Consider the following 21,600-nt stretch of genomic DNA (forward strand, 5'->3'; position numbering starts at 1 on the left):
CGCTAGCTGTTGTGGCCGGGACGCATCCTGAGAACAAAGCGTGAATTTTTCTTCTGGACAGCGAGAACAAAGCATGTACTCTTGCCGTCATTGCGCCGGCCGCGGCGCTTGTGAAATAACCGGGAGACGGGATCCATGACGACGGTTCTGCGGGTCATCGAAAGGGACGGCGTGGACAAGACCAAGGCCTTGGATGCGGCTCTCAGCCAAATCGAGCGCGCCTTCGGCAAGGGCTCGATCATGAAGCTCGGGGCCCGCGAGGGCTCGGTCGAGACCGAGGTGGTGTCGACGGGATCCCTCGGCCTCGACATCGCGCTCGGCATCGGCGGTTTGCCCAGGGGCCGCGTCGTCGAGATCTACGGGCCGGAGAGCTCCGGCAAGACCACCTTGGCCTTGCATGTGATCGCCGAGGCGCAGAAGGCGGGCGGCATCTGCGCCTTCGTCGATGCCGAGCATGCGCTCGATCCCGGCTATGCGAAAAAGCTCGGTGTCGACGTGGACGAGCTCTTGATCAGCCAGCCCGACGCCGGCGAGCAGGCCCTCGAGATCGCCGACACGCTGGTGCGCTCCGGTGCGGTCGATGTTCTGGTGGTTGATTCGGTCGCAGCCCTCGTTCCCCGCGCCGAGCTCGAGGGCGAGATGGGCGACAACCATATGGGATTGCATGCCCGCCTGATGAGCCAGGCCTTGCGCAAGCTCACCGGCTCGATCTCCAAGTCCCGCTGCATGGTCATCTTCATCAACCAGATCCGCATGAAGATCGGCGTGATGTTCGGTAATCCGGAGACCACCACCGGCGGCCACGCGCTCAAATTCTATGCTTCGGTCCGCCTCGACATCCGTCGCATCGGCGCCATCAAGGAGCGCGAGCAGGTCATCGGCAACCAGACCCGGGTCAAGGTAGTGAAGAACAAGATGGCGCCGCCGTTCCGCGTCGTCGAGTTCGACATCATGTACGGCGAGGGTGTGTCCAAGACCGGCGAGCTCGTCGACCTGGGGGTGGCTGCCGGCGTGGTGGAGAAGTCCGGTGCCTGGTTCTCCTATGAGGGCCAGCGCATCGGCCAGGGCCGCGAGAACGCCAAGTCGTTCCTCAAGGCCAATCCCGCCACCGCCGAGGCGATCGAGCGCGCCATCCGCCAGAATGCCGGCCAGGTCGGCGACAAGATGATGGCCGCCAGCGGCGACAGCACGGCGGCGAGCGAGTAGCTCCCGAGGGCTCGCCCAAACCGAAATCCTTCTCCGCCGGCCCCCCGCAACCCCGGTCGGGTTCCGCAGTTCCGCCTCATCCGATGCGGAACTCAAGCGCGGGATCCGACTGCCCGGCGGAGGAGCGTGAGCCCGCAGGCCCGGCCCCGTCCGGGCCTGCGGCGCCTTTTTTGGAGACTCCCATGGAGCAGCGTCTGAGCCTGATAACCCTGGGCGTGGCCGACCTGGAACGGAGCCGTCGCTTCTATGAGCGCTTGGGCTGGAAACCGTCATCGGCTGGCGATGGTCACGTGTTCTTCTACCAGCTCCCCGGCATGGCGCTGGCGCTGTGGTCGCGGGCCTCGCTTGCTGCCGATGCCGGAATTGCCGATGTCGGCACCGGTTTCGGCGGCATCGCGCTTGCCCAGAATGTTCGCCGGCGCGACGAGGTGGACGCGGTTCTGAGCCAGGCGGAAGCCGCGGGCGGACGCATCCTCAAGGCCGGCTCGAATGCGTTCTGGGGCGGCTATACGGGCTATTTCGCCGATCCCAACGACCATCCCTGGGAAGTGGCCTGGAATCCGCAATTCAGCCTGGCCGCGGACGGCAGTCTGAAACTGCCGGATTAGGCCAGGGCAGGACCTCCGCCGCGATCGGATCGGTGTCCCGCCGTCCCAGTCCCGGGCACGCGCAGGGTGGGACAGGCGTGGAGTGCACCCCTTGGGTTAGGCAAAGGCATTAGGGACTAGCGAACTGCCCCCACCCCGTCCCTCCCCCGCATTCGCGGGGGTGGGTGTCGGAGAGGCGACATCGTGCCCCCTCCCTCGCCGCAGGCGGGGGAGGGATGGGGTGGGGGCATGCGCCGCCGCCCCCGGCCCTGGACAGGGCCAGATTCGCACGGTAGAAGCGGGCTCGCCCGCCAGCCGGTATGGCTCGCCCTCCGGCGGCGGCCCTCCAGAGTTCGCGGGTCTGCCGATGTCCTCCAGCAACGACATTCGTTCGACGTTTCTCGAGTTCTTCCGCCGGCACGACCACCAGGTCGTGCCCTCGGGCCCGCTCGTGCCGCGCAACGATCCCACGCTCATGTTCACCACCGCCGGCATGGTGCAGTTCAAGAACCTGTTCACCGGCGTGGAGAAGCGGCCCTACGCCCGCGCGGTCACCGCACAGAAATGCGTGCGCGCCGGCGGCAAGCACAACGATCTGGAGAATGTCGGCTACACGGCGCGCCATTGCACCTTCTTCGAGATGCTGGGCAACTTCTCCTTCGGCGACTATTTCAAGGAGCAGGCGATCGCGCTCGCTTGGAATCTGGTCACCCGCGATTTCGGTCTTGCCAAGGATCGTCTCTCGGTCACCGTTTATTTCGAGGATGAGGAAGCCGCCACGTTATGGCGCAAGATCGCGGGACTGCCCGAAGAGCGGATCATCCGCATCCGCACCTCGGACAATTTCTGGGCGATGGGCGATACCGGCCCCTGCGGGCCGTGCTCGGAGATCTTCTACGATCATGGTCCCGAAATTCCCGGCGGACCGCCCGGATCGCCGGATGAGGATGGCGACCGGTTCGTAGAGATCTGGAATCTGGTGTTCATGCAGTTCGAGCAGGTGGCGCCCGGCAATCGTGTCCCCTTGCCAAAACCATCGATCGATACCGGCATGGGCTTGGAGCGCTTCACCTCGGTCATGCAAGGCGTCCACAGCGTCTTCGACACCGACGTGCTGCGCGGCCTGATCCTGGCCTCCGCCGATGCGACCGGCGTCGCCGCCGACAGCGAGAAGCAGGTCTCGCACCGGGTGATCGCCGATCATCTCCGCTCCTCCAGCTTCCTCATCGCCGATGGCGTATTGCCCTCCAATGAGGGACGCGGCTATGTGCTGCGCCGCATCATGCGGCGCGCCATGCGTCATGCCCATCAGCTCGGCGCCACCGAGCCTTTGCTGTGGAAGCTGGTGCCGCGGCTGACGGAGGCGATGGGCCAGGCCTATCCCGAGCTGGTGCGGGCCGAGCCGTTGATCGTGGAGACCCTCAAGCTGGAAGAGAGCCGCTTCAAGCAGACGCTCGAGCGTGGCTTGCGGCTCTTGGGCGAAGAGACGGCGAAGCTCGCCTCCGGCAAGAAGCTGCCGGGCGAAATCGCTTTCAAGCTTTATGACACCTACGGCTTTCCCGCCGACCTCACCGCCGACATCCTGCGCGGCCAGGGCCGCAGCCTCGACCAGGCCGGCTTCGATCTGGCGATGAACAAACAGAAGGCGGCGGCGCGCGCCGCCTGGGCCGGCTCCGGCGAGGCGGCGACCGAGAAGGTTTGGTTCGAGGTGCGCGAGGATGCCGGGGCGAGCGAGTTCCTGGGCTATGCGACCGACCGCGCCGAAGGCGTGATCGAAGCCTTGGTCGTCGATGGCAAGCGGGTCGATGAGGCCACGTCCGGCGACGTTGCTGTGGTGGTGAACCAGACGCCGTTCTACGCCGAATCCGGCGGCCAGCAGGGCGATGCCGGCACCATCGCAACACCCAAGGGCGCCACGGTGGCGGTCAAGGACACGGCGAAGAAGCTGGGCGACCTTTACGTCCATCTGGGCACGCTCACGGGCGGCAAGATCGCCGTCGGCGATGCCGTTGAACTTGCGATCGACGGCGAGCGTCGCGGCGCGCTCCGGCTTAATCATTCGGCGACCCATCTCCTGCATGAGGCCTTGCGCCGGCGCTTGGGTCCGCACGTGACCCAGAAGGGCTCGCTGGTGGCGCCTGACCGGCTGCGCTTCGATTTCAGCCAGCCGAAGCCCCTCGATGCCGCCGACATCGCCTGGATCGAGGCCGAGGTGAATGCACGCATCCGCCGGAATGGCCCGGTCGCGACCAGGCTGATGACGCCGGAGACGGCGATCGAAGCCGGTGCCTTGGCGCTGTTCGGAGAGAAATACGGCGAAGAGGTGCGCGTGCTTTCGATGGGCGGCGATGAGGGCCCCGATGGGAGCGAAGAGCGCTATTCGGTCGAGCTCTGCGGCGGAACGCATGTGAGGCGCACCGGCGATATCGGCCTCTTCAAGATCGTCCAGGAGAGCGCGGTGGCCTCAGGCGTCAGGCGCATCGAGGCCTTGACCGGCAGGGCGGCCCTCGACCACGTCGCCCGCGAGGAGACTTTGCTGCGCGAGACGGCGGCGGCCCTGAAGACGCCCCCGGGGGAGCTGCCGCAACGCGTGGCGCAGCTCATCGAGGAACGCCGCCGGCTCGAGCGGGAGCTGAGCGAAGCGCGCAAGGCGATGGCGACCGGCGGCGGCTCGCGTGGCGCGGCCACCAAGACCATCTCCGGCGTCGCCTTCGCTTCGCGCCAGCTGGACGGCGTGCCGGCCCGCGAGCTCAAAGGCATGGCCGATGCGCTCAAGAAAGAAATCGGCTCTGGCGTCGTGGTGCTGCTGGGCACCGAAGAGGGTAGGGCCTCGCTGGTCGTGGCGGTGACCGATGATTTGGCGGGGCGCCTGTCGGCAGTCGATCTGGTCAAGGTCGGCGCTGCCGCGCTCGGCGGCAAGGGCGGCGGCGGCCGTCCCGACATGGCCCAGGCCGGCGGCCCCGACGCCAGCAAGGCCGAGGCGGCGCTGGCCGCGATCGAAGCCGCACTCTCCGCCAAGGCGGCGTGAGCCAGGTTCTCCGGTTCGACACATCTTGCTCCCTCTCCCGCTGGGAGAGGGTTGGGGTGAGGGAAGGTCGATGAGCATCGCTGGCGCGCGCAAGCTGCGCCGCCACCTGACCGATGTAGAGCGTCGCCTATGGACGGCGCTGCGCAATCGATAGCTCACCGGATTCAAGTTTCGTCGCCAGCACGCGCTGGGACCCTATGTGTTGGACTTCTACTGTGAGCCCCACAAGCTGGCGATCGAAGTCGACGGCGGCCGGCACGGTGAAGCGAACGAGCACGACACCATCCGCACCGCATGGCTGGAAGCGCGGGGTTGCCGTGTCCTCAGGTTCTGGAACAACGAAGTGCTTGGCAATCTGCCCGGCGTCCTGGCAGCGTTGCCGGCTTCCCCTCACCCGCTCGCTCGCGCTCGCGACCTCTCCCGACGGGAGAGGTAAATTGCGAACGAAGAGGGCCCGATTGCGAGGGTACGTACTTTGCCGTTCTCTGCTAGCCTCTAGGCCGTGAGTCATTAGGGATCGATCATGCGCTTTACTGGAACCAAGAGCTACGTCGCCACGCCCGATCTCATGGTGGCGGTCAATGCGGCGATCCAGCTGCAGCGGCCGCTCCTGGTCAAGGGCGAGCCCGGCACCGGCAAGACCGTGCTCGCCCACGAGGTGGCCGATGCCTTGGGCTTGCCGCTCATCGAGTGGCACATCAAATCGACGACCAAGGCCCAGCACGGGCTCTATGAATACGATGCCGTCGCCCGGCTGCGCGACGGCCAGCTCGGCGAGGCCAGGGTCAAGGACATCGCCAACTACATCATCCAGGGCAAGCTCTGGCAGGCCTTCACCGCCGCCGCACCGGTGGTGCTGCTCATCGATGAGATCGACAAGGCGGATATCGAGTTTCCCAACGATCTGTTGCTGGAGCTCGACCGCATGGAGTTCCACGTCTACGAGACCCGCGAGACGGTCAAGGCCAAGCACCGCCCGATCGTATTCATCACCTCCAACAACGAGAAGGAGCTGCCGGACGCCTTTCTGCGCCGCTGCTTCTTCCACTACATCCGCTTTCCCGACCGCGAGACCATGGAGCGGATCGTGGAGGTGCATTTCCCCGGCGTGAAGCGCGACCTCGTGCGGGAAGCGCTGACGTCGTTCTTCGAGCTCCGGGAGGTGCCGGGCCTGAAGAAGAAGCCGAGCACGTCGGAGCTCCTGGATTGGCTGAAGCTGCTCCTGGTCGAGGATCTGCCCGCGGACGCGCTCCGCGCCAAGGACGCCAAGACCATGATCCCGCCGCTCTATGGCGCCCTCCTCAAGAACGAGCAGGACGTGCACCTATTCGAGCGCCTGGCCTTCCTCTCCCGGCGCGAAGGCCGCGCCACCTGAGCGGCCGCCGGGTCTGATGTTCACCCAATTTTTCCTCGAGCTGCGCCAAGCGCGGGTCCCGGCCACGCTCAACGAGTATCTGACCTTGATCGAAGCGATGCAGGCCGGCATCGCCCGGCATTCGATCGAGGATTTCTACTATCTCGCCCGCGCCTCTCTGGTGAAGGACGAAGCCAATCTCGACAAGTTCGACCGTGTCTTCGGCCGCTGCTTCAACGGCATCGAGACGCTCGATCTCGACCTTGTCGCCGAGATTCCCGAGGCGTGGCTCAAGAAGCTGGCCGAGACGCTTCTGAGCGAGGAGGAGAAGGCCAAGATCGAAGCGTTGGGCGGCTGGGACAAGCTCATGGCGACCTTGCGCCAGCGCCTGGCCGAGCAAAAGGGCCGGCATCAGGGCGGCTCGAAATGGATCGGCACGGCGGGGACCTCGCCCTTCGGCGCCTACGGCTACAACCCCGAGGGTGTCAGGATCGGTCAAGAGGAGAGCCGCAACCGCCGCGCGGTCAAGGTCTGGGATCGGCGCGAGTATAAGAACCTCGACGACACCGTCGAGCTCGGCACCCGCAACATCAAGGTGGCCTTGCGCAAGCTCAGGCGTTTCGCCCGCGAGGGCGCGGCCTCCGAGCTCGACCTCCCCGGCACCATCCGCTCGACCGCGCACAATGCCGGCTGGCTCGATCTCAAGCTGGTGCCGGAGCGCCACAACACCATCAAGGTGCTGCTGTTCCTGGATGCCGGAGGCTCCATGGACGACCATGTGCGCGTCTGCGAGGAGCTGTTCTCGGCCGTCAGGGCGGAGTTCAAGCGCCTGGAATACTTCTATTTCCACAATTGCCCCTATGAGTGGGTGTGGCGCGACAACCGCCGGCGCTTCAACGAGCGGACCTCCACCCTCGAGGTCATGCGCAGCTATGGTGCCGACTACAAGCTGGTCTTCGTCGGCGATGCCAGCATGAGCGCCTATGAGATCGTGCGGCCCGGCGGCAGCGTCGAGCACTACAACGACGAGCCGGGGCAGATCTGGATGCAGCGCCTGACCCAGCGCTACACCAAGGCGATCTGGCTCAATCCGGTTCCGGAGGAGCGCTGGGGCTACACCCAGTCGATCCGCGTCCTCGAGCGGCTGATGGCCGGCCGCATGTTTCCCCTGACGCTGGACGGGCTCGACCGCGGCATCCGCCTGCTCAATCGCTAGCTCCGACCCTCACCCGCCTCGCTGCCGCTCGGCACCCTCTCCCGCCCGGGGAGGGTTGGGGAGGGGGTGATCCTCACCCCCTCCCATATTCCACCCCCGGCGGGAGAGGGAGGGGCCCGCGTCATCGCGGGAGGGTGAGGGGCTGCTACCTGGCGCCGCCGGCGGCCCCGCGGAATTTGTCGATGGCTTTTCTCAGCGCCAGCGCCAGCTCGCGGCCGATGGCGCCGCCATCGCCTTGGATCTTGTGGGTCACCACCGAGGCCATGGCGTCGACATGGGCGGCGATCACCACCATCTGCGCATCGTTCACCTCTCTCAGGTCCTGAACGAAGCTGCAGCAGGAGCGGCCGAACTTGCTCAAGAGCGGGTAGCCGAAGGTCTCGCCGGCGCCACGCATCTCGTTGGTGAGAGCCTCGATGCGCCTGACTGCCGCCAGGCGCGCCATCCCGGAGGTGGCGTTCGCCTCGACCACCGCGGCCTGGATCGCCGCCAGCTCGCGAGCGGCCTGGGTCTCATAGTCGGGGGCGAGGCGACCGACCGCCGCCTGCGCGGCGGCGATGAGCTTCGGGTCGATCTCGCCCGGTCTTTGGCCGGGCGGCGCGCCGACCTTGTCGCGCAAGCGGTTCTTGCGGTGGATGACTTTGACCTTCGGCCGGTCGTCATTGCTCATGGCTGACCTCAATGTCGGCGGCAGTCGTCTGCCGACGCTCGGTCTTGGGTGGGGACAGGGCGTGGCGGCGTCGGTCCGGGCCGATGAAGCCCGGAGCGACGATGAAGGGCCTCGGCTTGTCGATCACCGCCAGCAGCCGCTCAGAGATGCTGTTGATCGACATCGGCTTGCCCAGGAACTCGTTGGCACCGAGGTCGCGCGCCCGCTCGACGGCACCGGTGTCGGTGTAGGCGTTCATCACGATCACCGGCACGTATTTCACCTGCTCCTCTTCGTGGCTGCGCAGCCAGGTCAGGAATTCCGGACCGCTGCAGGTCGGCATGGTCCAGTCGGTGATCACGATGTCGATGCGGTTGGCGGCCTCGAAGCTCGCCTGCATGAGCGAGACGATGCCTTTCGCCTCGGCGCCGTCCCTGGCGGTCAGCACCCTGCCCACATGGTAGGCGCGCAGGATCGCGGTGATCAGCCGCATCATGAACAGGTTGTCGTCGACGACGAGGACCGTCAGCTTGTCGAAGCGGTAGTATTGCTTGGCCATTGGCGAGGCGGAGCTTAGCACGAGGCGGCGCCGGCGAGAGCCTGCGCCGGGTCTCTCTCAGTCCGCAGTACCGATGCGCTCGGAGCCTTCGAGCGCGGTTGCCATGCCGGTCAGGTTCCGGAATGACCAGGCATAGGTCGCGAGCACCAGCATGGCGCCCAGCGCCAGCGGCCATCTGAGGCCGATCCACTCGGAGGCGACACCCATGATCAGCGCCCCCACCGCCGGGCCGCTGCGAAAGACCATGCCGTAGAGGCTCAGCACCCGGCCGCGCATGGCGGGCGCCACCGCGGACTGCACCAGGGTCTGCGCGGCAACGCCGTTCATCGTCATGGCAGCACCGGAGAAGCCGAGGGTGGCGACGCCGAGCCAGAACCAGTCGGTCACGCTGAACAGGAGCGCCGAGGCGGCCACGGCGGCACCGCTGGTGATCGACAACCGGGTGAGACCCTTGATGTGGCCGCGCTGGGCGAGCCAAAGCCCGCCGATCACCGCGCCGACGCCGACCGAGGCGGTCAGCATCGCCAAGCCGTCGGCGCCGCGTCCATAGATGGCCCCGGCGAAGCCCGGCAGCAGTTCGACGACCGGCCTGGCGCCGATGCTTCCGACCATCAGCAAGAGTAGGATCGGCCCGATTCCGCGGTGCCGGGCGGCGTAGGCGTAGCCCGCGCCGATGTCGCTGAGGAGGCCGCCCGTGGCCGGCTTCGCATGGACGCTGCGCGGAATGCGAATGCGCCAGAGCGAGGTCAAGAACGCGAGGAACATGACGGCATTGCAGGCGAATGCCCACGCCGGACCGGCGGCGACGATCGCCAGCCCAGCCGCCGAGGGCCCGAGAAAGCGCGCCGTGTTGAAGGTGATGGAGTTGATCGCCACCGCCACCGGCAGGTCGGCGCGCGGCACCAGATTGGCGATGATCGACAGCCTGGCCGGCTGGTTGAACGCGGTCACCACCCCCTGAAACGCCGTCAGCGCCAGGAGATACCAGATGGTGAGCGTGCCGGTGAAGGCGAGGACCGCCAGCGTGCTCGCTTGCGCCATCAGCAAGCCTTGGGTCAGGCGCGAGACGCTGAGCCCGTCATGGCGATCGACCACCGCGCCGGCGATGGGTGCGACGAAGGTGCTGGGGAAGAATTCGGCGAACGACATGAGGCCGAGCCAGGCGCCGGATTGGGTCAGCTGCCAGGTGACCCAGCCGACCGCGATCCGCTGCATCCAGGTGCCGATGAGCGAGATGCTGTTGCCCGACGCGTACACCCGATAATTCGGGTGGCTCAAAGCGCTGAGGATCGGTTTGAGGCGCGTCGGCAGCGGCATCGGGCGAGAATTCTATCTGGCGCATAGCCGCTCCCCAGGGTCAAGCAAGATCCCCGCCGCGCGCCGGAAGCGGGTGACAAGCGCGGGTTCGACGTGCAGCATAGCGCCCGGTTTCAGCGACCCACGCATCCCCCGGGGGAGACTCATGGCGTCCGACGGCAAGCCCGAAATCCTGTTCGTGGGCAGTATGCCCCAATGGTTCATGGAGCGCATGGCGCGGGACTTCAGCCTGCTCGAGCTGCAGAAGGCCAAGGACCAAGCCGCCTTCCTCAAGGAGGTGGGTCCGCGCATCCGCGCCATCGGCGCTGCCGGGCCGGTCGAGCGCTTGCTGATCGAGGCATTGCCTGAGCTCGGACTCATCGCCGGCATGGGAGCCGGCTATGAGCGTCTCGACGTCGTTGCCGCCGGCGAGCGCGGGATCATGGTGACCAACACGCCGGGCGTCACCGATGAGTGCGTCGCCGACATGGCTTTCGCACTGCTGCTGGCTGTCGGCCGCCACATCGTCGCCGGCGACAGGTTCGTGCGCGCCGGCAAATGGCCGGGCAATTCCTATCCTTTGGTCAGCCGCGTGAACGGCCGCCGTCTCGGGATTTTGGGCCTGGGCCGCATCGGCCTCGCGATTGCCCGGCGCGCCGAAGCCTTCCGCATGCCGGTTGCCTATCACAACCGCAAGGCGCGCCAGGATCTGGCCTATCGTCACCATCCCAGCCTGGAGGACCTGGCGGCGGACTCGGACTATCTCGTCGTCGCTTGCCCCGGCGGACCGGGGACGCACCGCATCGTGAACGCCGCCGTGCTCCGCGCGCTCGGGCCCAAGGGCATCATCGTCAACATCGCGCGCGGCTCGATCATCGATGAGCCGGCGCTGCTGCGCGCCCTCCAGGACGGCACCGTCGCCGGGGCCGGCCTCGATGTCTTCGAGTTCGAGCCAGAGATGGACGCCGCCTTCATGAAGCTCGACAATGTCGTGCTGACGCCGCATCGCGGCGGCGGCACCTACGAGACCTGGGAGGACGCCTGCGACCTGGTGAAGGCCAACCTCGCGCAGTTCTTCAAGGACGGCAGCGTGCTGACGCCGGTGCCGGAGATGCGGAAAAAGCAGATGAAGCGGGCGGGCGATTAGCACGGGCCACTACCAAGATTGAATGCCCCCACCCTGACCCTCCCCCGCCTTCCGGCGGGGGAGGGAATTGGATGCTGCCTTTGACTCCCTCCCTCGCGCGTAAGCGCGGGGGAGGGCGGGGGTGGGGGCATTCGGAGCGAACACCCACGGTGCGTTCATCGCCGCAGCCATGACCGGGCGCCGCTTCTAATTCAGAAGCTTGGCAACGAAGCGCGGCAGCTGGAAGGCGGCTTGGTGCAGCTCGGGGGAATAGTAGCGCGTATCGCGGAGGCGGGAGGTGCGGGTCTTTAGCGCCTCGGGCTTCTGCTGCCGGAGCGAGGCATCGTCGCTGGCCCAGCCCAAGGCCATGAAGCCGCCGTAATACGACGGCACGGCGGCGAGGAAGCAGGCGGCATCGGCGAAGAGCGGCTTCAGCCGTCGATGCACCATGGTGAGCTCGTCGCCCTGGAAGAACGGCACGCCGTTCTGCAGCACCAAGACGCCGCCGGCGGCGAGGCAGCGCTTGCATTCCTCGTAGAAGGCGACGGTGAACAGCACCTCGCCCGGGCCCTGCGGGTCGGTCGAGTCGACGATGATCACGTCGAACTTGCGATCGGTCTCGGCGATGAACTTCATGCCGTCGGCGATCACCAGCTCGAAGCGGGGATCGGCGAATGCGCCGGCGGACACCTCGGGGAAGTATTCCTTGGACAGGTCCACGACGGCGCGATCGATCTCCACCATGGTCACGCGCTCGACGTCGTGCCGGAGCGCCTCGCGCAGGATCCCGCCGTCGCCGCCACCGACGATCAGCACCCGCTTCGCCTTGCCATGGGCCACGATCGGCACATGGGTCAGCATCTCGTGGTAGATGAACTCGTCCTTCTGGGTGAGCTGGATGACGCCATCGAGCGCCAGCACGCGGCCGAACACCGGCGTCTCGAAGATCACCAGATCCTGGTGCTCCGTCTTGATCCGGTGGACGATCTTACTGACCGCGAAACGCTGACCCACATCGGGGTACAGCGTCTCGCAGAACCAATCGGTCACACCAATCCTCGGCGATGTTCGACGAACTGCACCGAGCTCGGCTTGAAGGCCTCGCGCAGCACCGGCACCGCCTTGTGCGGCAAGGCGCTGCCGCACATGAACACATCGAGCGCGGCGTAGCCCCGCTCGGGCCAGGTGTGAATGCTGATGTGGCTCTCTGCCAGCACCGCCACACCCGAGATGCCGCCCGACGGCTCGAACCGATGCAGGTGGATGTGCAATAGGGTCGCATTGCACGCCACGACCGCGCGTCGCAAGGTTCGGTCGATGTGCTCGACATCGTCCAGCCCGGAGGCGCCCCAGAGATCGATGATCAAATGGGTTCCGGCGAAGGTCATTCCGTCGCGGGTGACGAAATGGTCGTCGGCTTCGATCTTAGTCCGCTGCTTTTTCTTTTGCCGGCGCGCGTTGGTCTCGGTCTCCCGGTTGGCTGGCTTCGCTTCGCGCGCCCGGGTTTCCAAGTCCATCCCCGCTGGGTCAAGAAAGATGGTGTCGGCCATCGCTCCCAATCTCCAACTATGAGATGTCCCAGAAATCACAAGGGTCGGTATCTGGGGCAAAAACACCTTGAGATCAAGAGGAAAATCCCCGCCGCCGGAAAAAACATGTCCGCCGCGCATCGGCGCCGCATCGCCGGGGGCGCATTGCACCCTGATCCACCGGGCGCCGGGGGGAAGGTCCGGCTCCGATTCTGGCCTCAGCGGCGCGAGCTCCGCCGCCTGGGCTCGCCGCGCTCGCTGGAGGCCTTCATCGTCGGCCAGACCGGTCCGAACGCCCGCTCGACCTCTGCGATCGCCGGACCCTCACCCTTGCGATGCGCCTTGAGCGCGCCGGCGATGGCGGCCAGATGCTCGTAGCTCGAGCCGCAGCAGCCGCCGATGATCCTGGCGCCAGCGTCGAGCGCCAGGCGGGCGTATGTCGCCATCTGCTCGGGCGAGCCGGAATAGTGGATCGCGCCGTCCATATACTGGGGAACGCCGCAATTGCCTTTGGCGATGATGACGTCGTCCGCCGCCGCCGCGCCGGCCATCAGCAGCACGCTGTCCAGGAGCTCGCCCGGACCCACGCCGCAATTGGCGCCGAACGCAGCCGGCCGCGTGCCGAGGGTGTGGGTGAACCGGGCGAAGTCGGCCGGCGTCACCCCCATCATGGTGCGCGCGTTGGTATCGAAGCTCATGGTGGTGACGATCGGAAGCCCGGTCGCCGCGGCGGCTTCCGCGGCCGCCGCCACCTCCTCGCGTGCCGACATGGTCTCGATCCAGAGCACATCGACGCCGCCCTCCGCTAGGCCCTGCGCCTGCTCGGCGAAGGCGGCGACGGCATCGGCGTGGCTGAGCGCGCCCAAGGGCTGAAACAGCTCGCCGGTCGGGCCGATCGAGCCGCCGACGATGACCTTCCGTCCGGCGGCATCGGCTACGCCGCGGGCGATGCGGGCGGCGGCGCGATTGAGCTCGATCACGCGGTCCTGGGCATTGTGCAGCTTCAAGCGCTGGCGGGTGCCGCCGAAGCTGTTGGTCAGCACGATGTCCGAGCCGGCCTCGACGAAGCCTCGATGCACGCGCGCCACCCGCTCCGGGTGGTCGACGTTCCACAGCTCCGGCGCTTCGCCGCTCATCAAACCTTGGGAGAAGAGGTTGGTGCCCATGGCGCCGTCGGCGACCAGATAAGGGCGGATTTGCAGGAGCTCGAGGAAAGAGTTTGCCATGTCTCTAGCCTATGAGCCGGCTTGCGCGAGGCCGTCGGAACGACCCCGGCGGCGCGTCTCGCGGCGGCGGTCGAGCCCGAGGGCGGTGCGTCGGTCGCGCAGGCGCGCGAGGATAGCGTGACGGCCGGCGTTGTCGAGGCTGAGCCAGGCGCCGATCTCCTCGCTCGACCTGAAGCAGCCGGTGCAATAGCCCGTGGCCGGGTCGAGCTGGCAGACGGCAATGCAAGGCGAGGGCAGCGGAATGTCGAAGGACATCGTTGACCCACTACGCCAAAGCCGCCGCCTTCGCCAGTCAATTTCGGGGTGTGCTAGCCGGTGATCTGCGTATAGACGGTGCGGGCGATGGGCAGGAGCCGGTCGCGGTCGAGGTCGCCGCTGAGCGCGCAGCCGATCGGACCGTCGAGCCAGTAGAAGACCTTGACGCCGTTCTCGTCGGTGAAGCGGAAGGCGGTCTCCCGGTTGTCGGGGCTCGCCCTGAGATAGAGGGTCAAACGCTGGCCGGACGCGTTCTCGTACATGAACTGCGCCGCCGGCTGACCGTCCGACGGCAACAGCCGGCCACCGACGAGCTGGAAGCCGTAGCTCGCGAGCCGCGGCACCTTCAAAGGTTGGCCCAGCCGCTTGGACAGCCAGGCGACGAGATGCTCTTCCTCGTTGGCCGCGACCTCGACCGGGTGGCGCACCTCGGCCACGAACAGCCGGTGGGCATCGACCGCCTGCCGGGCCAGCGCTCCGGAGATGCGGCCGCCGGTCGGGGCCTCGTGGGCGAGCCAGCCCGTGCCCAGCCCGAGCCCGAACAAGGCGATCGAGGCCGCAACCGCCCTGAGGCGCTTCGCCCAGCTCCGGCCCGGCTGCTCGACCGCCCGCTTGAGGCGATCGGGCAGGGCCTCGAGCAGCACCGGATCGTAGGCCCGCCGCACCGCCTCGGCGATGCGCCGATAGTCGGCGACCCGGGCGGCGTCCTCCGGGTTAATCTCCAAGTGGCGTTCGACCTCGGCCAGGCGTTCCGGTGCCAGCGCGCCGTCCACATAGGCATTCAGGTCCAGCTCGCCGATCGGTCGCGTCGGCTCGGTCATTTCACTCTCCGCAGCGCGGGCGGCGTCTCGCCGGATAGGGCCTGGCGCAAACGATCGCGGCCGCGCGCCAGCCGCGACATGACCGTTCCGATCGGCACGCCCAGGGTATTCGCCGCGTCTTGGTAGCTGAAGCCCTCGAGAGTGACCAGGAGCAGCACCTCGCGTTGGTCCTCCGGCAGTCGTTCGAGGGCAGCGGCCAGCTCGCCGAGCGCGACCCGGTCAATCTGCCGGGCCGGCTCGGCGAGCGGACCGCTCGCCTCCAGCGACACCGCTGGGGGCATTGCGGTGCGCTGGCGAGCTTGGTTCACGTGAATGTTGTGCATGATCGTAAATAGCCAGGAACGAAGTGATCCCGTCGGTTGCCACAAATGCCAGCGTCCGAGCGCCCGCTCGAGACAGTCCTGCACCAGGTCGTCAGCACGATCCGCGTCGCGCAGCAAGGCGCGCGCATAGCGCCGAAGGCTCGGCACCTGCTCCAAGATGGCGTTGCGGCTCAACAATCCGACGCCTTGCCCCCTTTGGCGTTCGCGGGCCAGGTTTTCCGGCCCGGAACAATGAGGTCAACAGCGGAACGAGCGATTTATTCCGGCAATAGCCGGAATCCTTCAACGCATCGGGTCGGCCATGCCGCCTGAATCGGCCTTGGATCCGGTGTCCGCGGTGGCGGCCGCACGTTGGGCAAGGCCCTTCTTTGCCTTGTACTGGGCGATCGCCTGCTTCAAGTCGGTGTATTCCTCGCAACCGAAGAAGCAGAGCCGGTCGAGCTTGGCCAGGTGCTCCTCGGCCTTCGGTAGGTCGTTCAGCATGAGGTAGAGCTCGCCCATATACTCGTTGGCGCCGCGATGGTTGGGACTGAGGCTGAGCGCCCGCTCATAGGCGAGCTTGGCCTCGTCGAGCTTTCCGGTCTTGCGCAGGCTAAATCCCAGGAAATTGAACACATCGGGGTCGTTGGAACGGCTGCTCGTCAATTTCTCGAGGGCAGGGATGGCGTTGGCGAAGTCCTCGCGCATCACCATCTTCACCGCCGCCGCATAGGCGGCATCGGCCTCATTCGCGGCCTTCCCGCCCCCGCCCTCGGCACCACCCCCGCCACCGCCGCCGCCGCCGCTCCCGCCGGCATCGGCAAGGGCCGGCGGGCTGGCTATAGCCAAGCTCACGGCCACCGTCGCCGCGGCGAAAAACGCTCTGATATCCGGCATTGCTCCTCCCTTTCCCTGGCGCAGCCTATCCAAGGTCCTAACCCAAAGGAACAGCGCAGCTGCGGGGCTTATTCCCGCGCTTCATCCTCGATCGCAAGGAGAATGGCAGTGGCGTCGTCCCGGGGCTTCAGGCGCGGATAGCGGCGACAGGTGGCGTCCGCGGCTTCGATCTGGCGAAGCTCGCGGCCGAGATCGGCCAGCCCGAGCACGCAAGCGGCCTTGATGAAGCTGTCGGGCGTATAGGCGCCATAGGTGTCGACCAGGCGGAAAAAGCCGTCGGTAACCAGGAGGAGGGTGCCGGGTGGGGTGAGGATGAGCCGCTCCCGGTCGATCGAGGCGGTCGCGCCCGTCCTGCCTTCGGCCCAGTTGGCATAGCGCATGACCGAGCGGACGCGTGAACGACGAAGATCGCCGAGCATGGCGCTCAGCACCGCATCCGGATCGACGGTGCCGCCCGCATGGAGCGCCTGAACCGCGGCATTCACCTGGCGGTCGGATTGGTCTTCCCCCTGCAGGCCGAGGATCCGCCCCGGCCCCGGGGCGGCGAGCAGCAGCGCCTTGCCGTCGCCGAGGGACACCATTTCCAAGGACACCGTCCGGTCGCCGAGGCGCTGCCAGGCGACCGCCAGCAGGGTCGCCAGCGGCCGCCCATAGTCGGGCACCGCGGCGCCGGCGACGCCGGCGAAGGCGGCATTGGCGGCGCGGTAGGCCTGCCGCATCTGTTGTTCGAGGTCGCCGCCCAGCATCGCCTCTCGGGTCATGCAGCGGCTGAGGGTCAGGGCGAACCAGGCCGCATCGCTCTTGGCTTCCGGCACGTATTCTTGGTCCCCGACGCCGGTCGCTCCGTCGATGACCCAGGCCGCTCCCGCCGCCGGCGAGCCGATCCCGCCATAGGCATCGTCGTTGGCGGGGAGACCGGCCGCAAGGCTGAGGCGGTCGATGATGTTGAACATGGCCCAATCTACCAGATCGGTCGTGTTAGGCTCGCCGGCGGCGGACGCAATGGAACGAGGGACCGATGGCGCAATCGCTGGCCGATACCGAGGCGACACTTGAACCCGGCATGGTTCTGGTGGCGGAATCCGGCGCGGGGCTGCTCACGCAGACGATGTTCGACGGGCGACACCGGCTCCTCGCCGACGAGCCCAAGGAGGCTGGCGGCACCGATGCCGGCCCGGGCCCCTATGAGCTCTTGCTGATGGCGCTCGGCGCGTGCACCTCGATGACGATCCGGCTCTATGCGCGGCGGAAGAATTGGCCTTTGGAGCGGATCGAGGTCAGGCTCAGCCACGGCAAGATCTACGCAAAGGACTGCGCCGATTGTGAGACCAAGGAAGGCAAGATCGATCGGATCGAGCGTCGAATCCAACTCGTGGGCGGGCTCGATGCCGCTCAGCGGCAACGCCTGATGGAGATCGCGGAGATGTGCCCGGTGCATCGCACGCTCACCTCAGAGATCAAGATCGTCACCCGCGCCGGCGTCTGAGCCGAGCCCTTCCAGAGAAGCCAGGAAACGTCATGACAGGAGCCAAGACCATGCAGCTTGCCGAGCTCGAGCGGAGCCGGGTCGACCACCGCACCAAGGGCATTCCGGGCGGCAGCAACGCCACAGCGTTGAAGGAAATCGGCCAGCGCGGCTGGAACGTGCTGAAAGAGGATCTGGTCCTGCCGCTGGCGGTGCTGAGGGACTCGGCGCTGACCCACAATGGCCAGTGGATGCGCCGGTTCCTGGAGGCGAGCGGCGCGCTCTTCGCTCCGCACGGCAAGACCACCATGGCGCCGCAGCTGTTCAAGCGCCAGCTCGATGACGGGGCCTGGGGCATCACCGTGGCGACCGCGCAGCAGCTCGCGGTCTGCCGCGATTTCGGCGTCAAGCGCGTGGTGATGGCGAACCAGCTCATCGGCCGCCATGCCATCCGCTACGTGCTCGACGAGATCGCGCGCGATCCGCAATTCGACTTCTATTGCCTGGTCGACTCCCTCGATGGCGTGCGCATCCTGGCCGCGGCGGCGAAGGCAAGGGGTGCAGGTCGGCCGCTGCAGGTGCTGCTCGAGGGCGGCATCGAAGGCGGGCGGACCGGCGTGCGCGACCTCGCAACCGGACTCGCCGTCGCGCGCGCGGTCGCGGCTTCGCGCCCGCATCTCGAGCTCCGCGGAACCGAAGGCTTCGAGGGCCTCCTGCAGGGCAAGACGCCGGAGGAGAGGCAGGCCAAGGTCGACGCCTTCCTCGACTTTCTGGCCGAGCTCGCGGTCAAGGCCGGTCAGGAAGGACTCTTCGGGCCCGGGGACATTCTGCTCAGCGCCGGCGGCTCGGCGTTCTATGACCGCGTCGTCGAGCGATTCCGTCAAGCGAAGGTCGAAGGCGCGCCCCGCATCGTCATCCGCAGCGGCTGCTATCTGACCCATGACGACGTCATGTACAGCCAGGCCTTCAAGCACGTGCTGGAGCGCTCGCCCGTCGCCCGCGGCCTCGGCGAGGGTCTACAGCCGGCGCTCGAAGTGTGGACCTATGTGCAGTCGCGGCCCGAATTCGGCCGCGCGCTCGTCACCATGGGCCGCCGCGACGCCGGCGCCGATGCCGGCTGGCCGCTGCCCATCAAGTGGTTCCGTCCGGGCGTCCATGACCGGCCGCAGGCGATCGGCCCGGGCCATGTCTGTGTCGGCATGAACGACCAGCATGGCTATCTGGATCTGCCCGTGGGCTCGCCGCTCAAGGTCGGCGATTTGGTGGCGTTCGGCGTCTCGCACCCCTGCACCACCTTCGACAGCTGGCAGGTGCTCTACGTCGTCGACGACGATTACAATGTGACCGACGCCATCAGGACGTTCTTCTAAGACGGGACGCGCAGCCTCCGTGGTGTTCCTGGGGCTTGATGGCGTTTGACGCCATCGGCCGTCGATGGCATCTTGTTCCATCATGAGGGCCGAACTGCTGATCCGCGAAAGGGTTGTGTACCCGGACGGCAGCCTGGTCGAAATGGTCGTTTGGCGAGTGCCGCGGCCGGTCGCTCCGTCGCCGCATGGGTTCAAATATCGATTCGCGTATGTGGTCGGGCGGAAGAGGTTGGTTGGGTACGACAATGAACGCGGCAAAGGTGACCATCGGCATTTCATGGGGCGCGAACGAGCATTCACATTTACGTCGATCGAGGAGTTGTTGGCCCGTTTCGTGGCGGAGGTCGAGGCGTTGAGGAACGAGCAATGAAGAAGCAGATAAGAGTTGGTGGATCGCTACGCGAGGCAGCCGCGCGTGTGCTGGATGCGTGGCGACGGGTCGAGCGAGGACGAAAGGTCCCGGCACAGGACAATGTGACGTTTCTCACGTGGTCCAGCTTGGCGTCGGTGATGACGGATCGCCGGCATCAGTTGCTGCGCCATCTCCATCGGCATCCGGAACCAAGCATTCGCGCGCTCGCACGAGCTCTCGGACGCGACTACAAGCGGGTCTACGAGGATGTGCAGGCGCTCGCGGCGGTAGGGCTCTTGGAGAAGGACGGGACCATGTTGCGCGCGAGCTACGAGGAGATCCAGGCTTCGATCAGCATGAGCGAGATTGCTGCTTAGGTCTGGCAGAAAGCGTTCGCTCCTCAGCCGATACCCGCGCGGCCCATCTCCAGAAACTTGTCGCGGCGGCGGTTGCGCAGGACCCCGCCGTCGTGATGCACGTGCTTCATGAGTGCCGCTTCGATCGCGTCGCCCAAGCTGGCGATGGCGACCTTGGGCTGCCGGTGGGCGCCGCCCAGCGGCTCCGCTACGATCTCGTCGATGATGCCGAGCTTGAAGAGATCTTGCGCGGTGAGCTTGAGCGCGTCGGCGGCATCCTTGGCGTGCTCGGCCGCCCGCCAAAGGATGGAGGCGCAGCCTTCGGGCGAAATCACCGAATAGACGGCATGCTCCAGCATCAGCACGTGATTGCCCGCCGCCAGCGCCATGGCGCCGCCTGAGCCGCCTTCGCCGAGAATCGTGGCGATGATCGGCACGCGGAGCTGGAGCGAGGTCTCGATCGACCGGGCGATCGCCTCGGCCTGGCCGCGCTCTTCCGCGCCCACGCCCGGATAGGCCCCGGCCGTGTCGACCAAGGTCAAGACCGGCAGATGGAAGCGGTCCGCCAGCTCCATCAGCCGGCGCGCCTTGCGATAACCCTCCGGCCGGGCCATGCCGAAGTTGTGGCGGACCCGCGCCTCGGTGGTGGCCCCTTTCTCGGTGCCGAGCACCACGGCCGAGTAGCCGCGGAAGCGGCCGATGCCGCCGATCACCGCCCGGTCCTCGGCGAAGGCGCGGTCGCCGGCAAGCGGCGTGAAGTCCTCGACGAGCTCGGCGATCACCTCGCTCGCATGCGGGCGTTCCGGGTGGCGCGCCACCAGCACCTTCTGCCAGGGGGTCAGCTTCTGATAGGTGGCGCGGAGCTGCCGCTCGACCTTGCCCTGAAGGCGCGCCACCTCCTCGGCAATGTTGATCGTGCCGTCGTTGCTGAGATGCTTCAGTTCCTCGATCTTGCCTTCGAGCTCGGCGATCGGCTTTTCGAAATCGAGAAACTGCCGCGTCATCGCCCGCTCGCTCGGACTCGGCGATCGATGAGCTCGGACTTCGCCACCATGACCTCGGCCTGGCGGATGGAGGCGAGGTCGATGAGCCGGCCGTCGAGTGCCACCGCGCCACGGCCGTCGCGGGCGGCAGCGGCCATTGCTTCCAGGATGCGGCGCGCCCGGGCGGTTTCGGCCTCGCTCGGACTGAAGGCCTGGTTCGCCTGGTCGATCTGGCTTGGATGGATCGCCCATTTGCCGTCGCAGCCGAGGCTGGCGGCTCTAAGCGCGGCCGCATCGAAGCCGGCCGCGTCGGAGAAATTGCCATAGGGCCCGTCGAGCGGACGGAGCCCGTGTGCCCTGGCGGCGACGATGATGCGGGAGAGTGCGTAGTGCCAGGCATCGCCCCAATGGCGCTGGCGGACGCCGTCCCCATCCGGGTCGGTCAGGATGGCGTAGTCGGCGTTGACGCCGCCGATCTGGGTGGTCCGCGCCCGGATCGAGGCGGCGTAGTCGCCGGGGCCGAAATGCAGGCTTTCCAGCCGCGGGCTGGCAGAAGCGATCGCCTCGACATTGGCCATGCCCAGCGCGGTCTCGATCAAGGCTTCGAACCCGACGCGTTTCTTGCGTCGCTTCGCCGTTTCGATCTGGGTCACCAGCATGTCCAGCGCGTAGAGATCGGCCGCGGTGCCGACCTTCGGGATCATGATGAGGTCGAGGCGCTCGGATGCCTGCTCCAGCACGTCCACCACATCGCGGTACATGTAGTGGGTGTCGAGTCCGTTGATTCTGACCGACAGCGTCTTGTCGCCCCAATCGATATCGCCGATCGCCTGGATCACGTTGCGCCTCGCCGTCTCCTTGTCGTCCGGGGCAACGGCATCCTCGAGGTCGAGGAAGACCACGTCCGCAGCCGAGCGCGCCGCCCGCTCGAAGTACTTCGTTTGGCTGCCGGGAACGGCGAGCTCGCTGCGATTGAGGCGCGCCGGCGCTGGCTCGACGGTCTTGAAGCTCATGCTCGATCTA

General features: G+C 66.9%; 23 protein-coding genes and 1 pseudogene. 11 read left to right on the forward strand and 13 right to left on the reverse strand.

What is annotated here, in order from left to right; translation table 11 throughout:
• Window positions 1-135: 135 nt before the first annotated feature.
• The 6 genes and pseudogenes from recA (at window position 136) to HY058_05875 (ending at window position 7,391) form a co-directional block, all read left to right on the forward strand.
• Entirely contained in the window at window positions 136-1,206 is a 1,071-nt protein-coding gene (recA, locus tag HY058_05850; GenBank protein ID MBI3496806.1) for a recombinase RecA, read from the forward strand.
• 182 nt (window positions 1,207-1,388) lie between these two features.
• Window positions 1,389-1,814 carry a VOC family protein gene (locus HY058_05855; GenBank protein ID MBI3496807.1) on the forward strand — a complete coding sequence of 142 codons (426 nt, stop codon included), beginning with the start codon at window positions 1,389-1,391 and terminating at the stop codon, window positions 1,812-1,814.
• A 346-nt stretch (window positions 1,815-2,160) separates the two neighbouring features.
• Window positions 2,161-4,821, forward strand: coding sequence for an alanine--tRNA ligase (gene alaS / locus HY058_05860; GenBank protein MBI3496808.1), 2,661 nt, complete (start codon window positions 2,161-2,163; stop codon window positions 4,819-4,821).
• Between the two features lie 70 nt (window positions 4,822-4,891).
• Window positions 4,892-5,257, forward strand: a pseudogene (locus tag HY058_05865) (endonuclease domain-containing protein).
• A gap of 87 nt (window positions 5,258-5,344) precedes the next feature.
• On the forward strand, window positions 5,345-6,196 hold the full coding sequence (locus HY058_05870; protein MBI3496809.1) for a MoxR family ATPase: 852 nt from the start codon (window positions 5,345-5,347) through the stop codon (window positions 6,194-6,196).
• Between the two features lie 16 nt (window positions 6,197-6,212).
• Entirely contained in the window at window positions 6,213-7,391 is a 1,179-nt protein-coding gene (locus HY058_05875) for a VWA domain-containing protein (protein ID MBI3496810.1), read from the forward strand.
• Window positions 7,392-7,536: 145 nt separating this feature from the next.
• Here the strand turns inward: HY058_05875 and HY058_05880 are convergent, their stop codons facing one another.
• Genes HY058_05880 through HY058_05890 form a run of 3 tightly spaced genes read right to left on the reverse strand, consistent with a single transcriptional unit; the run spans window position 7,537 to window position 9,916 of the window.
• Window positions 7,537-8,061: a hypothetical protein gene (locus HY058_05880; GenBank protein MBI3496811.1), complete on the reverse strand. Its 525-nt coding sequence runs from the start codon at window positions 8,059-8,061 to the stop codon at window positions 7,537-7,539.
• Window positions 8,051-8,599, reverse strand: coding sequence for a response regulator (locus HY058_05885; GenBank protein MBI3496812.1), 549 nt, complete (start codon window positions 8,597-8,599; stop codon window positions 8,051-8,053). The genes HY058_05880 and HY058_05885 overlap by 11 nt, the downstream gene beginning before the upstream one ends.
• 57 nt (window positions 8,600-8,656) lie before the next feature.
• Window positions 8,657-9,916 (reverse strand): MFS transporter, encoded by a 1,260-nt coding sequence (locus HY058_05890; protein ID MBI3496813.1) that lies wholly within the window; start codon window positions 9,914-9,916, stop codon window positions 8,657-8,659.
• A 145-nt stretch (window positions 9,917-10,061) separates the two neighbouring features.
• Between HY058_05890 and HY058_05895 the strand changes: the two genes are divergently transcribed.
• A complete protein-coding gene (locus HY058_05895; GenBank protein MBI3496814.1) occupies window positions 10,062-11,042 on the forward strand; it encodes a 2-hydroxyacid dehydrogenase in 981 nt (326 codons plus the stop codon).
• Between the two features lie 186 nt (window positions 11,043-11,228).
• On the opposite strand, the gene speE is transcribed toward HY058_05895, so the two are convergent.
• The 8 genes from speE to HY058_05935 all read right to left on the reverse strand — a co-directional run bounded on the left by speE (window position 11,229) and on the right by HY058_05935 (window position 17,004).
• Window positions 11,229-12,071: a polyamine aminopropyltransferase gene (gene speE, locus HY058_05900; GenBank protein ID MBI3496815.1), complete on the reverse strand. Its 843-nt coding sequence runs from the start codon at window positions 12,069-12,071 to the stop codon at window positions 11,229-11,231.
• Window positions 12,068-12,571, reverse strand: coding sequence for an adenosylmethionine decarboxylase (speD, locus tag HY058_05905; protein ID MBI3496816.1), 504 nt, complete (start codon window positions 12,569-12,571; stop codon window positions 12,068-12,070). The genes speE and speD overlap by 4 nt, the downstream gene beginning before the upstream one ends.
• 197 nt (window positions 12,572-12,768) lie before the next feature.
• Window positions 12,769-13,776, reverse strand: a complete 1,008-nt coding sequence (gene bmt / locus HY058_05910; protein MBI3496817.1) for a betaine--homocysteine S-methyltransferase — start codon at window positions 13,774-13,776, stop codon at window positions 12,769-12,771.
• A 9-nt stretch (window positions 13,777-13,785) separates the two neighbouring features.
• A complete protein-coding gene (locus tag HY058_05915) occupies window positions 13,786-14,031 on the reverse strand; it encodes a DUF1289 domain-containing protein (GenBank protein ID MBI3496818.1) in 246 nt (81 codons plus the stop codon).
• 53 nt (window positions 14,032-14,084) lie between these two features.
• Window positions 14,085-14,852: an anti-sigma factor gene (locus HY058_05920; protein MBI3496819.1), complete on the reverse strand. Its 768-nt coding sequence runs from the start codon at window positions 14,850-14,852 to the stop codon at window positions 14,085-14,087.
• Window positions 14,849-15,352: a sigma-70 family RNA polymerase sigma factor gene (locus tag HY058_05925; GenBank protein ID MBI3496820.1), complete on the reverse strand. Its 504-nt coding sequence runs from the start codon at window positions 15,350-15,352 to the stop codon at window positions 14,849-14,851. The genes HY058_05920 and HY058_05925 overlap by 4 nt, the downstream gene beginning before the upstream one ends.
• Before the next feature lie 105 nt (window positions 15,353-15,457).
• A complete protein-coding gene (locus tag HY058_05930) occupies window positions 15,458-15,868 on the reverse strand; it encodes a tetratricopeptide repeat protein (protein ID MBI3496821.1) in 411 nt (136 codons plus the stop codon).
• A 251-nt stretch (window positions 15,869-16,119) separates the two neighbouring features.
• The gene (locus HY058_05935; protein MBI3496822.1) at window positions 16,120-17,004 is read right to left on the reverse strand and encodes a hypothetical protein; all 885 of its coding nucleotides are present in this window, start codon (window positions 17,002-17,004) and stop codon (window positions 16,120-16,122) included.
• Window positions 17,005-17,069: 65 nt separating this feature from the next.
• On the opposite strand from HY058_05935, the gene HY058_05940 reads away from it, so the two are divergent.
• The 4 genes from HY058_05940 (at window position 17,070) to HY058_05955 (ending at window position 19,615) form a co-directional block, all read left to right on the forward strand.
• Window positions 17,070-17,537, forward strand: a complete 468-nt coding sequence (locus HY058_05940) for an OsmC family protein (protein MBI3496823.1) — start codon at window positions 17,070-17,072, stop codon at window positions 17,535-17,537.
• A gap of 32 nt (window positions 17,538-17,569) precedes the next feature.
• The gene (locus HY058_05945; protein ID MBI3496824.1) at window positions 17,570-18,886 is read left to right on the forward strand and encodes an amino acid deaminase; all 1,317 of its coding nucleotides are present in this window, start codon (window positions 17,570-17,572) and stop codon (window positions 18,884-18,886) included.
• Window positions 18,887-18,968: 82 nt separating this feature from the next.
• Complete coding sequence (locus HY058_05950; protein ID MBI3496825.1) at window positions 18,969-19,256, forward strand: hypothetical protein; 288 nt, start codon at window positions 18,969-18,971, stop codon at window positions 19,254-19,256.
• Window positions 19,253-19,615: a hypothetical protein gene (locus HY058_05955; protein ID MBI3496826.1), complete on the forward strand. Its 363-nt coding sequence runs from the start codon at window positions 19,253-19,255 to the stop codon at window positions 19,613-19,615. The genes HY058_05950 and HY058_05955 overlap by 4 nt, the downstream gene beginning before the upstream one ends.
• A gap of 23 nt (window positions 19,616-19,638) precedes the next feature.
• Here HY058_05955 and HY058_05960 read toward each other — a convergent pair whose 3' ends face one another.
• Window positions 19,639-20,598: an acetyl-CoA carboxylase carboxyltransferase subunit alpha gene (locus HY058_05960; protein ID MBI3496827.1), complete on the reverse strand. Its 960-nt coding sequence runs from the start codon at window positions 20,596-20,598 to the stop codon at window positions 19,639-19,641.
• Window positions 20,595-21,590 carry a CoA ester lyase gene (locus tag HY058_05965; GenBank protein ID MBI3496828.1) on the reverse strand — a complete coding sequence of 332 codons (996 nt, stop codon included), beginning with the start codon at window positions 21,588-21,590 and terminating at the stop codon, window positions 20,595-20,597. The genes HY058_05960 and HY058_05965 overlap by 4 nt, the downstream gene beginning before the upstream one ends.
• Window positions 21,591-21,600 lie beyond the last annotated feature (10 nt).

Source organism: Pseudomonadota bacterium (assembly GCA_016195085.1).
Classification (GTDB): domain Bacteria; phylum Pseudomonadota; class Alphaproteobacteria; order SHVZ01; family SHVZ01; genus JACQAG01.